This is a genomic window from Bacillus sp. 01N45 (assembly GCF_056399205.1).
Map to the genome: position 1 here is coordinate 70,705 of NZ_JBFTQW010000010.1, position 13,565 is coordinate 84,269.

General features: G+C 34.9%; 11 protein-coding genes. 6 read left to right on the forward strand and 5 right to left on the reverse strand.

Going from position 1 to position 13,565, the window contains the following annotated elements:
* Positions 1-64: 64 nt before the first annotated feature.
* On the forward strand, positions 65-1,765 hold the full coding sequence (locus AC1DMU_RS21465; protein WP_088061807.1) for a M4 family metallopeptidase: 1,701 nt from the start codon (positions 65-67) through the stop codon (positions 1,763-1,765).
* A gap of 63 nt (positions 1,766-1,828) precedes the next feature.
* Here AC1DMU_RS21465 and AC1DMU_RS21470 read toward each other — a convergent pair whose 3' ends face one another.
* A complete protein-coding gene (locus tag AC1DMU_RS21470) occupies positions 1,829-2,377 on the reverse strand; it encodes a TVP38/TMEM64 family protein (RefSeq protein WP_088061808.1) in 549 nt (182 codons plus the stop codon).
* Between the two features lie 399 nt (positions 2,378-2,776).
* On the opposite strand from AC1DMU_RS21470, the gene AC1DMU_RS21475 reads away from it, so the two are divergent.
* Both AC1DMU_RS21475 and AC1DMU_RS21480 read left to right on the forward strand, forming a co-directional pair.
* Positions 2,777-3,295 carry an RNase A-like domain-containing lipoprotein gene (locus AC1DMU_RS21475; protein WP_000822712.1) on the forward strand — a complete coding sequence of 173 codons (519 nt, stop codon included), beginning with the start codon at positions 2,777-2,779 and terminating at the stop codon, positions 3,293-3,295.
* 15 nt (positions 3,296-3,310) lie between these two features.
* Complete coding sequence (locus AC1DMU_RS21480; RefSeq protein ID WP_088061810.1) at positions 3,311-3,583, forward strand: hypothetical protein; 273 nt, start codon at positions 3,311-3,313, stop codon at positions 3,581-3,583.
* A gap of 39 nt (positions 3,584-3,622) precedes the next feature.
* Here the strand turns inward: AC1DMU_RS21480 and AC1DMU_RS21485 are convergent, their stop codons facing one another.
* The 3 genes from AC1DMU_RS21485 to AC1DMU_RS21495 form a co-directional block, all read right to left on the reverse strand.
* The gene (locus AC1DMU_RS21485) at positions 3,623-4,885 is read right to left on the reverse strand and encodes a VanW family protein (protein ID WP_088061812.1); all 1,263 of its coding nucleotides are present in this window, start codon (positions 4,883-4,885) and stop codon (positions 3,623-3,625) included.
* 234 nt (positions 4,886-5,119) lie between these two features.
* Positions 5,120-6,136 (reverse strand): LCP family protein, encoded by a 1,017-nt coding sequence (locus AC1DMU_RS21490; RefSeq protein WP_286675865.1) that lies wholly within the window; start codon positions 6,134-6,136, stop codon positions 5,120-5,122.
* Between the two features lie 185 nt (positions 6,137-6,321).
* Entirely contained in the window at positions 6,322-7,500 is a 1,179-nt protein-coding gene (locus tag AC1DMU_RS21495; RefSeq protein ID WP_088061816.1) for a NupC/NupG family nucleoside CNT transporter, read from the reverse strand.
* Positions 7,501-7,591: 91 nt separating this feature from the next.
* Between AC1DMU_RS21495 and gloA2 the strand changes: the two genes are divergently transcribed.
* The 3 genes from gloA2 (at position 7,592) to aspA (ending at position 11,093) form a co-directional block, all read left to right on the forward strand.
* On the forward strand, positions 7,592-7,978 hold the full coding sequence (gene gloA2, locus AC1DMU_RS21500; RefSeq protein WP_001017670.1) for an SMU1112c/YaeR family gloxylase I-like metalloprotein: 387 nt from the start codon (positions 7,592-7,594) through the stop codon (positions 7,976-7,978).
* A 107-nt stretch (positions 7,979-8,085) separates the two neighbouring features.
* Positions 8,086-9,384: a hemolysin family protein gene (locus AC1DMU_RS21505; RefSeq protein WP_088061817.1), complete on the forward strand. Its 1,299-nt coding sequence runs from the start codon at positions 8,086-8,088 to the stop codon at positions 9,382-9,384.
* Positions 9,385-9,659: 275 nt separating this feature from the next.
* Positions 9,660-11,093: an aspartate ammonia-lyase gene (gene aspA / locus AC1DMU_RS21510; protein ID WP_088061819.1), complete on the forward strand. Its 1,434-nt coding sequence runs from the start codon at positions 9,660-9,662 to the stop codon at positions 11,091-11,093.
* A gap of 38 nt (positions 11,094-11,131) precedes the next feature.
* Here aspA and AC1DMU_RS21515 read toward each other — a convergent pair whose 3' ends face one another.
* Positions 11,132-12,751, reverse strand: a complete 1,620-nt coding sequence (locus AC1DMU_RS21515; protein WP_088061821.1) for an L-lactate permease — start codon at positions 12,749-12,751, stop codon at positions 11,132-11,134.
* Positions 12,752-13,565 lie beyond the last annotated feature (814 nt).

Below are 13,565 nucleotides of genomic sequence, written 5' to 3' on the forward strand. Positions count from 1 at the left end.
TGGAAACATAGTGCTACGATAAAACTACTCTTTTTCAAAAAATAATTTATTAGGGGGAAGATTCATGAAAAAGAAAAGTTTAGCGTTAGTGTTAGCGGCAGGAATGGCAGTTACAACGTTTGGAGGGACAGGCTCTGCATTTGCGGATTCTAAAAATGTGCTCTCTACGAAGAAGTACAATGAAACGGTGCAATCACCTGAGTTTATTTCTGGTGATCTAACTGGAGCGACTGGTAAGAAAGCAGAATCTGTTGTGTTTGATTACTTAAACGCAGCAAAAGGTGATTATAAGTTAGGGGAAAAGAGTGCGCAAGATTCTTTCAAAGTAAAACAAGTGAAAAAAGATGCTGTAACTGATTCAACAGTAGTACGTATGCAACAAGTATACGAAGGAGTACCTGTATGGGGTTCTACGCAAGTAGCTCATGTAAGTAAAGATGGTTCTTTAAAAGTATTGTCTGGAACAGTTGCACCTGATTTAGACAAAAAAGAAAAGTTGAAGAATAAAAATAAGATCGAGGGCGCAAAAGCAATTGAAATTGCGCAAAAAGATTTAGGTGTTACACCTAAGTATGAGGTAGAACCAAAAGCGGACTTATATGTATATCAAAATGGTGAAGAAACAACATATGCATACGTTGTAAATCTAAACTTCTTAGATCCAAGCCCAGGAAACTACTACTATTTCATTGAAGCAGAAAGCGGTAAAGTATTAAATAAGTTTAATACAATCGATCATGTGACGAATGATGATAAGTCACCAGTTAAACAAGAGGCTCCTAAGCAAGATGCAAAAGCAGTTGTAAAGCCTGTAACAGGAACAAATAAAGTAGGAACTGGTAAAGGGGTATTAGGAGATACGAAATCGCTTAATACAACGTTATCTGGATCATCTTACTACTTACAAGATAATACACGCGGGGCAACGATTTTCACATATGATGCGAAAAATCGTTCAACATTACCAGGAACATTATGGGCAGATGCAGATAATGTTTTTAATGCAGCGTATGATGCAGCAGCGGTAGATGCTCATTACTATGCAGGTAAAACATATGATTACTATAAAGCTACATTTAATAGAAATTCTATTAATGATGCAGGAGCGCCGTTAAAATCAACAGTTCATTACGGAAGTAATTATAATAATGCATTCTGGAACGGATCACAAATGGTATACGGAGATGGTGATGGTGTAACGTTTACTTCATTATCTGGTGGAATTGATGTAATTGGTCATGAATTAACGCATGCGGTTACGGAAAATAGCTCGAATTTAATTTATCAAAATGAATCAGGAGCATTAAATGAAGCAATTTCTGATATCTTTGGTACATTAGTAGAGTTCTATGATAACCGTAATCCAGATTGGGAGATTGGTGAAGATATTTACACGCCTGGTAAAGCAGGAGATGCACTTCGCTCTATGAGTGATCCGGCGAAATATGGTGATCCAGATCATTATTCTAAGCGTTACACTGGTTCAAGTGATAACGGTGGAGTTCATACGAACAGTGGTATCATTAACAAACAAGCTTATTTATTAGCAAATGGTGGTACACATTCTGGTGTAACTGTAACTGGTATTGGTAAAGATAAGTTAGGTGCAATTTATTACCGTGCAAATACACAATATTTCACGCAATCTACTACATTTAGCCAAGCTCGTGCTGGTGCAGTACAAGCTGCAGCTGATTTATATGGTGCGACTTCTGCGGAAGTAGCAGCAGTGAAGCAATCATTTAGTGCTGTTGGTGTAAACTAAGGGTTTAAGAGAGTATTATTAATAAAATACTTCAAAAATAAAGAAGGAGCCTATGCTCCTTCTTTATTTTTTTCTCCATTTTTTCCACAAATAAAACAATCCAACACAACCCGCTATTGTTACAATCCACTTCGCTTCATTCGTTCCATTCATGACATGATAGGCAGAATATACTTCGATTAACAAAGCCGGTATTTTACCTATTGTGCTGGCAATACTGAAAGAGAGTAATGACATTTTGCCTAGAGCGGCAAATAAAGTAACGATACTTGATGGGATGAAAGGTATGAATCGAAACGATAGAACGAGTAGAAAGGCCTCTCTACCTTCTACATAAAGTAGGCGTTCTACCTTTGGATACTTATTTGCTTTGTTGTGAGTGAATTTCTGAAGGCCTATACGATAAATATAAAACGAGATAATAGCCCCTAATGCCTCACCTGCGATCGAAATAATGGTCCCGTTTGTTACACCAAAGAGCTGTATGTTAATAGCGGTCAAAAAAATACTAGGGATAAAACCTAAAAGACTGATGATGATGTTAATTAAGATACTAAGTGGAATTGCGATTGAATAATAGTCTGTTAAGAAGTTTTGAATTGTTTCAGCCATTGTTTAAAATCCTTTATCTTTTTTTGCATTACACCATATTTCTATTGTGTAGGCAAGTGCAAATTTACATAATGTAGGAAACTGTTGATAAAACACCGTTTATATACCTTATATAGGTATAGGGTATATAAAATGAGGGGTATATTTTTCTGGTTTGGAAAACACCGGATAAATCCTGTATTTACAGAGTTTGTTCGGTGTTTTAAGTGGTGTTTTAAGTCGGGAAATAATTTAAAAAATATAGGGGTATATTTCGGATAGGGTCCAAAATAGTAGTTTGATGAAACTAGGGTGATAATATGGCAAAATTGATGAGGAATTTTAAAAATGTATATGTTTTTTCGGTGTGAAATTGACTTTTAGTGGAGTTACGATAATAATCATGAAAGAGGTGATATGATGAAACGAATAAGTAGTCTTTTCTTGAGTAGTTTATTGGCACTAATGCTGATCTTAAGTGGATGTGCAGGAAAAGAACAAAAAACAGAGAAACAAACAGGGAATCAATCGACATCAGTAGAAAAAATTAGTGATAATATTTTAGATGAAATGGAAGGGCCACCTAAAAATGGTCATACGATTGAAAGACATGTAGGAAAATCAGAAGAGGATTTGAAGAATCGCTTGAAGACAGATAAAGTATCAGCGGCAAGTACATACTATGATAAGGAAACAGCGACGAAAGCTGTAAAAGATAGTTTGAAGCAGCATGATAAGGAAATTCAAGATTGGTTAAAAAATTCTAAAGAGGCTCGTCTCGTATTAAATACAACTCATTCATTCCCAGTTGGAAAAACGGTAATAAAGAAAAATATGAATGTAAAAGACAAGTTAGTAAAAACTGTTACTGTTTTGGCGAGAGATAAGTCAGGAGATTTAGGATATAAGATCATTACTTCTTATCCATCAGATAAATAAGAAGGGGGAGTAAATATGTATACGACATTACAATATTTTCTCAAATCGTATTGTACGTTAAGTATCCATGAGGATGAAATAGTAGGCGTGATGGAAGAGTTTCTAGAGCAAGAGGATGAAGAAATTGTTTTGAAGTTACGCGATGAATTATTATATATGAAGAAAAAGAGCGCTTGGGAAGAGGCGTGCGTATTAGTTGCGAAGCAAGGAAATCGTATGTGGTCTTTAGAAGAAACGAAAGACCATCTGGAAGCTTTTTTACTATTATTGCAAAAGAAAAAGGCGTGAATAGATCACGCCTTTTTTGTTTGCCAATTTGATGGTGTCTCATTGTGTTGGGGCACTTTTATATACGCTTTTTGAAATTTGTCCATTTGATATTACTTCACCGTTTTGTGTTACTTTTTTATACGTAACCGCTGTTATTTTATCCCCAGCTCTACTAACTACTTGAGAAGAAACTTCAACATTTTTACCAGTATTTGTACCGAAAATGCGAGTAGTAATACTACCTCCATTTGAAAATGCCTGAATATAAATATGATTGCCTGTATTGTTTTTAAATTTTAAATCCGGACCATAATCTGCCACTGCTGCATCTTGCCCAAGTGGTAAATAATTTACGGGCATAGAATGATTGCTTCGAGAAACAATTCCTAAATCTGCTCTTAAAGCTGCGCTATATAAAGTGCTACTAACTTGGCAAACGCCTCCGCCTGCACTTTGTATAACTTTACCTTGTGAAAATACTGCTGCGGATTTATAACCATGGGCAGCATCCGTTACGCCAACGCGGCCATTAAAACTAAACGTTTCATCAGGTGCGACAATAACTCCACTTAAAGTATTAGCTGACTTATTTACGTTATAGGACTGGTTTCCATTCCGACCAGCCATTGGAGTTGAATATTCAGCAATTACTTCTTTAATCCCCATTTTTTGTATATCTTCTGTAGAACGCTCAGGTTTTAAGAGTGTAACTGGTAATGTAACGTCCGATGAGCCAGAAGTAATGGCCTGCTGCGTTAAATCAGTTAATTTTCCTTTATCAATTTTTTCTCCATTTTGACTTTGGCTAATATTTACTGTAGAGCCTTCAACACTTAATTCTGCATTAACAGGATTTTTTAATGTGTCATTATATTTATCCTTCATAAAGCTTTCATAAGCAGTTGTATTTAATTGAGCTGTTAATTTATAGTCACGTTTTAATTCACCGTTTTCGGCCTGCTTCCGCATTTGGTAACGATTCATTGCGTTTCCTTCTTGTTCTTTAAAGATTTTGTCAATAATATCTTTTTCCTTATAATTTATCCCTAAATCTTTCCATGTGTACGTTTGTTTATCATTTTGGAATATGTAGGTAAGAGATTTTTGATCTAATTCAGTTACCTTTTGATTAATAATTGCTTGAATATCTTTTTTATTTTTTCCATCGAGAGAAATACCTTCAAATGTAGTATTTGGTAATGCAGTAGTATCTAATTGATTATTTAGTTTGGATACATATTGATATCCACCAACACCGCCTACACAAAGTAATATGCCTCCAGTAATTGCAGAACCGATCAGTATTTTACTTAGCTTCATTTATTTCCCCCCAGAAATTTTTGTATAAATATATGTATTACATTTTTTGTATAAAAATGATGAAAATAACATTATGTACGTACTAGTATACTATTATTTCCACTATGCGTGTAATGTTTTTATAAAAAATGTTACACTGTTGTAATAATTGTCTCTTTTTGTCACAATATGCACGAGAAATATGTTGAAAATTATAATAAAAAGGCTGTCTAGAAAGATCTAGCAGCCTTTTTATTATAATTTTTTATGTTCATTTTTATTCGTAACACCGAGATGTTCTTGTAGTGTTGTCGAAATATTATTGACGCTTTTTTCATTTGGAACGTAATAATAAATACCACCTATATATTTATCAGTACCTTCTACTTGCATTTTGTCCATTTTTAAATTGGAATCCATTGAATTTTTGGCAATTGTCATCATATCATCAAAAGTTAAATTTGTTTTTAAGTCTTTATCGACAGCGTCTAAGAGGCCACCGATTTTATTAATGGAATTAAGAGATAGTGCTTTTGCAGCAATAGCTTCTAAAACAAGCTGTTGTCGTTGACCGCGCATATAATCACTATCGATATGACGAGTTCTAGCTAGTGCTAATGCCTCTTCTCCATTTAAATGTTGACGTCCTTTTTTGAGGTGAATTGCATCTGCTTCGTCTTTACTATTTTGTTCTGTAAACTCAACCGGAACATCGACAGTAATACCACCAAGAGAATCGACAATCTTGATAAATGATTTAAAGTTGAATTTTACATAGTAATCAACTGGAACATCTAAAAAGTTCTCTACTGTATCAATTGTGCTGTCCACACCACCGAATACGTGCGCATGTGTAATTTTATCGTATTTATCACGTGATTTAATGTAGACACGTGAGTCACGTGGAATACTCACAAGTTTAACAGATTTATCGTTTTTATTAATTGTTGCAAGTAATAGCGCATCCGTACGAGTTGCTTTTCCATAACTCTTGTCCCTAATATCACTTTCATCAACACCCATAATAAGTACGGAAATGTTGTCAGTCATAGGTTTCACAGCTTTTTCACGTTTGCTGGATTTATCCCCGCGGCCCAGTTCAGAATAGGCATTACTTAATACAGACTTTGCTTTACTGTATATATGGAAGGAGTAGCCCCCTGCTCCAAGTGCTATAATCAGTAATGGAATAAGAAGGAACCAAAGTAGGCGTTTTTTCTTTGAGCGTCCGTTTTTGGCTCGGGTGTCTTTGTTCATATCGGATTTCATCATTTTTCTCCTTTAAAACTATCAAAGTGTATACATCTAGAAGCGCATTCAAACACATAAAAAATATTGTACGCTAAATAAAAGCGATTGTACATGTATAAAAAATAGATGTCTTGATTATTTATAAGACACCTATTCGTTATTGTATACAAAAGATAGGGATAAGAAAATGATAAAATTTTACCTAATTACAACATAATGCTTACGATAATTGCAGATAAAATGCTAACGAGAGTAGCTCCATATAGTAATTTAAGGCCAAATCTGGCAACGACGTTTCCTTGTTCTTCGTTTAACCCTTTTACTGCACCTGAAATAATGCCGATAGAAGAAAAGTTGGCAAAAGAAACGAGGAAAACAGAAATGATACCCACTGTACGGGGAGAAAGGCTATTAGAAAGTTTACTAAGGTCCATCATTGCCACAAATTCATTCGTTACAAGCTTCGTTGCCATAATGCTACCAGCTGTGACAATTTCAGAACTTGGTACACCGATAAGGAATGCAACAGGCGCAAATACGTAGCCGATTAATTGCTGGAAAGTAATGCCGAATATAATGAGGAATAGGTCATTAATGCAGCTAATTAATGCGACGAATCCGATGAGCATAGCGCCGACAACGATGGCTACGCGAAAGCCATCTAGAATGTATTCTCCAAGCATTTCAAAAAAGCTTTGCTTTTCGCCTTTAATTTCTAAAATATCTTCCTCATCTTTCACGTCGTAAGGATTGATGATGAGTATGATAATAAAACCACTAAATAAATTGAGAACGAGTGCGGTTACTACATATTTAGGCTCAATCATTGTCATATAGGCACCTACGATAGACATAGATACGGTTGACATGGCAGAAGCACAAAGTGTATAAAGACGGTGTTTTGGAATTTGAGCTAATTGCTTTTTAACTGTAATAAAAACTTCTGATTGGCCGACAATGGCAGAGGCGATAGCGTTGTAAGATTCTAATTTCCCAAGACCATTTATTTTGCTAAGGAAGTAACCGATCCAATGAATAAAAAATGGTAGTATTTTGAAATGTTGTAGTATACCAATTAAGACGGAAATGAAGACAATTGGTAATAATACAGTAAGGAAAAATGACATTTCACCTTTATTGGCAAGACCGCCAAATACAAAGTTTATACCATCAGCAGCATACTCGAGTAGCTTTGTAAACAGACTGGAAATGACCCGAATAAGTATGAGGCCGATTTCTGTATTTAATAATAAATAGGTTAAAATCAACTGTATAATAAGCATGATGAAAATTGGTTTAAATTTAATATGTTTCTTATTGTTGCTAGCAATATAAGCAAGGAAGAAAACAACGATAAGTCCCACGAAAAAAGTAATAAATTTCATAGTAAGCCCCCTAAAAGAGATATTCTGCTATATATGTTTTTCATTTCAAGGGAGAATATGCATCTTTGGTAAAGAAAGGAATAGAGAGAGCATGAATATATGTAGAGTGCACCACGTTGCAATTATTTGTTCGAATTATGAACTGTCAAAGGATTTTTATACTCGGATATTAGGTTTTAAAGCGATAAATGAAGTATATAGAAAAGAACGAGATTCTTATAAGTTAGATTTATGTGTAGGGGAAGAGTATCAAATTGAATTATTTTCATTTCCTAGTCCACCTGAGCGCCCGAGTTTTCCAGAAGCAGCTGGACTTAGACATTTAGCATTTGCTGTTACAAATATAGAAGAAGCTGTAAACCATTTAAAACAATGCGGTGTGGAGACTGAAGCGATACGTATGGATGAAATTACGGATAAAAAATTTGTCTTTTTCCAAGATCCTGATGGCTTGCCTTTAGAATTGTATGAGGCTTGAAATTGGTGAATTTTATATAGGGTTGCTTTCAAATAAATGAAGAAACTAAAGTGAAACTTCTTTTTTAAAGGAGGTGTAACTTTAGCTAAGAAAGCTAAAGGACATATGTGGATATTTTAAAATTATTGATGGTAGCCATCCTTATTGCGTTAACAGCATTTTTTGTGGCTGTTGAGTTTGCAATTATTAAGGTACGTAGCAGTCGTATTGATCAACTCGTTAGTGAGAAACGACGAGGAGCATTGGCAGCTAAAAAAGTAACTTCGAATTTAGATGAGTATTTATCAGCATGTCAGTTAGGTATTACAATTACTGCTTTAGGGCTTGGGTGGTTAGGAGAGCCCACTATAAAACATATACTCGAGCCGTTGTTTTTAAAACTACACCTATCTCCTGCAATTGCAAGTACAGTTTCATTTATTATTGCCTTTGCAGTTATTACGTTTTTACATGTTGTCATTGGTGAACTTGCTCCGAAGACGCTCGCTATACAAAGGGCAGAACAAGTTAGTTTATTATTATCGAAGCCAATTATTTACTTTTACCGAGTAATGTATCCGTTTATTTGGGCTTTAAATGGTTCTGCAAGGCTTGTGACAGGGTTATTCGGATTACATCCGGCTTCTGAACATGAAGTTGCTCATTCGGAGGAAGAATTACGATTAATCTTATCCGAGAGTTATGAGAGCGGAGAGATTAATCAAAGGGAATTTAAATATGTAAATAATATTTTTGAATTCGATAATAGAGTCGCAAAGGAAATTATGGTACCTCGTACGGAAGTTGTAGGTTTATATGAGGACGAACCATTTGAAACACATATTAAAATAATCGCACAAGAAAAGTACACGAGATATCCCGTATTTGGTGAAGATAAAGATGAAATTATTGGGATGGTTAATGTAAAGGATTTATTTATTCGTTATATGGATGGTAATCGAGACGAGGGGTGCTCGATTAAGCCATATACAAGACCAGTTATTGAAGTGTTAGAAAATATTCCTATTCATGATTTGCTATTACAAATGCAAAGAAAACGAATTCCATTAGCTGTATTATATGATGAATATGGTGGGACAGCGGGGATCGTTACACTAGAAGATATTTTAGAAGAAATTGTTGGAGAAATCCGAGATGAATACGATGAAGATGAACACCCGCCTATAGAGCATATAAGTGAAGGCTATAAAATCGTAGAGGGAAAAGTGCTTATTAGTGAAGTAAATGATTTATTTGGCCTACACTTAATCGCTGCTGATGTAGATACAATTGGTGGCTGGATTATGGTACAAAAGCAAATCGTTGCTGAAGGAGATATTATTGAAAAACACGGCTTTTCTTTTAAAGTTCTTGAAAAGGATATGCATCAAATTAAACGAGTGGAAATAAAGAAGGTAGAAGAATGATTTTCTATAAATTTTTATCAAGCTATTTGTGGGCAGTAAGACCCCTACTTCAAAATTCAGCGAAAGCGAAGAAGTTAGGTGGGGGATCAACAAAACCCCCACTGATTAAAGTTTCACTTTATAAAAGGTATATATAGAAAAATAAATGTTTGCGCTTTCAAAAAAGGTGCTATATAGTGAAGGTGGATACTGAAAAATTCTTCTGAATGATACTCGTTTTTTTAGAGGCGAATTTTTTAGATAAGGATTTAGAATGAAAAGTATAGGTGATGAAAATGATAGCAACGAAGGATATACGTATAGAGAAAGATTTTTTAGGTGAAAAGGAAGTACCGAGTGTAGCTTATTATGGGGTACAAACATTACGTGCTGTAGAAAACTTCCCGATTACAGGATATCGCATTCATCCGTCACTCATTACGGCAATGGCAATTGTGAAAAAAGCAGCGGCACTTGCAAATATGGATACTGGTTACTTAGCTAAAGACATTGGATATGAAATTGCAGAGGCAGCGCAAGAAATTGTTGATGGGAAATTCCATGATCAATTTATCGTGGATCCAATCCAAGGCGGTGCTGGAACTTCTATTAATATGAATACAAATGAAGTAATCGCTAATCGAGCTTTAGAACGTATGGGATGTGAAAAAGGCGAGTATGTGAAAATTAGCCCAAACACGCATGTGAACATGGCTCAATCAACGAATGATGCGTTTCCAACGGGAATTCATATTGCAACTCTTATGATGTTAGAAGAACTTCTTATTACAATGGAAGAACTTCATGCTGCTTTCCGTGAAAAAGCAAAAGAGTTCGACCACGTCATTAAAATGGGACGTACACATTTACAAGATGCTGTTCCGATTCGTCTTGGACAAGAATTTGAAGCGTATAGCCGAGTGCTTGAGCGTGATATAAAAAGAATTAAACAGTCTCGCCAACATTTATATGAAGTGAACATGGGGGCGACAGCTGTTGGTACGGGATTAAATGCAAACCCTACGTACATTGAACAAGTGGTTAAACACTTGCGAACATTTAGCGGATTACCACTTGTTGGTGCAGAGCATTTAGTTGATGCAACGCAAAACACAGATGCATACACAGAAGTATCTGCCGCATTAAAAGTATGTATGATGAATATGTCTAAAATTGCAAATGATCTTCGTATTATGGCATCTGGTCCACGTGTTGGATTGGCGGAAATTCAATTACCAGCTCGCCAACCAGGTTCATCTATTATGCCAGGTAAAGTAAATCCTGTTATGGCAGAAGTAATTAATCAAGTTGCTTTCCAAGTAATTGGTAATGATCATACAATTTGCTTAGCATCAGAAGCAGGACAATTAGAGTTAAACGTAATGGAGCCTGTACTCGTATTTAATTTAATTCAATCTATTAGTATTATGAATAACGGATTCCGTGTATTCCGTGAATATTGTATTAAAGGAATTACAGCAAATGAAGAATTGCTGAAGCAATATGTAGAGAAAAGTGTTGGAATTATTACAGCGGTGAACCCTCATATTGGTTACGAAGCAGCATCTCGTATTGCACGTGAAGCAATTGAAACAGGAAAATCTGTTAGGGAGCTATGTTTAGAACATGGTGTACTGACAGAAGAAGAATTGGATATTATTTTAGATCCATTCGAAATGACGCATCCTGAAATTGCTGGAGCTTCTTTATTAAAGAATAAGAAGATGTAATATGAAAAAAACACCGATCCAAATGGATCGGTGTTTTTTTAAAAGATATTAAATACAGAGTTTAATTGAAGTAAGCTAATAATAGCTAAGAAGATTAAACTGTATTTCATCGCTGTTTTAAATAGGGCAGACTCTTTACCAACTAGTCCAACTGCTGCACAAGCAACGGCTACAGATTGTGGTGAAACCATTTTTGCCATTGTACCACCTACTACGTTTAATGCAACAAGAGTAGAAGGAACGATATTTAATTGATCTGCAGTTACTGCTTGAAGCGGTGCGAATAATGAACCACTTGATACTACTGAACCTGTAATGAATACGCCAATCCATCCTAAGATTGGAGAAAGAACTGGGAATGCATTACCAGTAGAAGAGAATGCCAGTCCAAGTGTAGATGACATACCAGAGTAGTTCTCTACGTAGGCTAAAGCGATAACGCTACAGATTGTATATACTGGAGCTTTTAGTTCTTTCATTGTTTCTACTATTAATTCTTTAACCATTTTACCTTTTACGCGGTAAACGATAAGTGAAACAATAATTGCTAATACGATTGCAGTAGTTGTAGATGAGAATACATCAAACTTGAAAACAGCCGCGAAAGGTGTATCAGCTTTTGTAATTGGTGTAGTTTTCATAACAGCATTATGAAGACCAGGGAACTGAATGTTAAATACTAAGTTTGCTAGTGCGCCATCCGGAGCAAATAAAGCTTTAATTGGTTTTAAATTAAAGATTGTTACGAATGCAGTTAAGAATACGAATGGAGACCAAGCATATAAAATTTGATTGAATGTATGAGATTCTTGTTTTTCTTGTTTTTCTTCTGTAGAAGAAGATTTTGGTTGCCAAACACGTAAGAATAATGCTAGAGAAACCATACTTACAACGGCTGCGAAAATATTAGTAAGTTCTGCACCTAAGAAGTAAGTCACAAGGAACTGAGTTATAGCGAAAGAAAAACCACTTACAAGAATACCTTGCCAAGTTTCTTTAATACCTTTAATTCCATCAACCATTGAAACAAGTAAGAAAGGTAAAACAATACTAATGAATGGTAAAATAAGAACAGTTTGACGACCGATAGTTAATGCGTCTAGCTCAGTTAATTGTGCTGGTACTGTAACTGGGATACCCATAGCACCCATAGCACCACCAGCGATGTTAGCTACCAAACAAATACCTGCTGCTTTTAATGGATTAAAGCCCATACCCACAAGTAATGCAGCTGTAATAGCAACTGGAACCCCTAAACCAGCTGCGCCTTCTAAGAAAGCACCGAAAGAATAAGCGATTAATAATACTTGTAAACGTTGATCATTTGTAATGCTTGAAATACTATCACGAATGATGTTGAATTGCTCTGTTTTAACTGTTAATTTGTAAAGGAAAATTGCTGCGATAACGATAGTACAAATTGGATAAAATCCAGATAAAACACCGAATCCGGCAGATGCTACAGCTACGGTTGCTGGCATTTTATAAACGAATATAGCAAGAATAATAGCGACAATCACACTGTAAAGACCAGCCATGTAACTTTTCATTTTCAGTCCCATTAAACAAATGATGAAGCAGAAAATTGGAAGTGCTGCGATTAGTGCAGATAACCAAATATTGTTTAATGGGTCATAAATTTGTGTCCAAGTACTCATAATAATGACAACTCCTATCTATTTTATGTGAAGAAATTCACATTATTTGTGAAACAATTCACAATCAACTTACATGCTTAGTATATTCTCCTTCAACACTATTGTCAACGTAAAAAAGTATAATTATTCCATAATAGTATTAAAAGAAATGCTTTGTTCATAAAGTAGACAAAAAGCAAACTCAAATAGATTTGAGTTTGCTTTTTGAAGTTATTTCTATATTGTTTTATTTGTTCGTATATCATTAATCTTATATGTTAGATGACGTCTTTGCATTAAGTATATAGGATGTTGAAATTTGATAGGTGTCACATGCTGGTCTGAGTTGATCTAGTAAGAAAGAGAAACCAAATGCATTTAATAGGAAGTTTTGAATAACAGTCTGAGCAAGTACAATACGAATTAAAACAACAATAAGTCAATTTTTAATATTACATTATCTTTTTTTACTGAAAATTCCTTTTAGCATAACAAAGAGGTTAAATATAACCCAAATACGTTACGATAGGTTATCAATTATAGACGGTATTTTACAATATCGTTACTGTACGTTGCAGTGAGGTGAAAATATAACAAAAAGCTTGATAAAACAACGTTTGTAAGCAAAGTATTCATAGCCCTTACTTTTGCTTTTTCATTATATCGTATAGTATAATATTCAAAATCAGCAAGGAATTTTTCCTGAATTCTTTCCTGATAAAGGTGGAAAAAATTTTCAGCATTATAGGTTGATAAAGTTATGTCGTAACAGGAAATATAAGAACAGATATATAAATAAATAAAAAGAAAATAAAAACGAAAATGAGGGGAACTT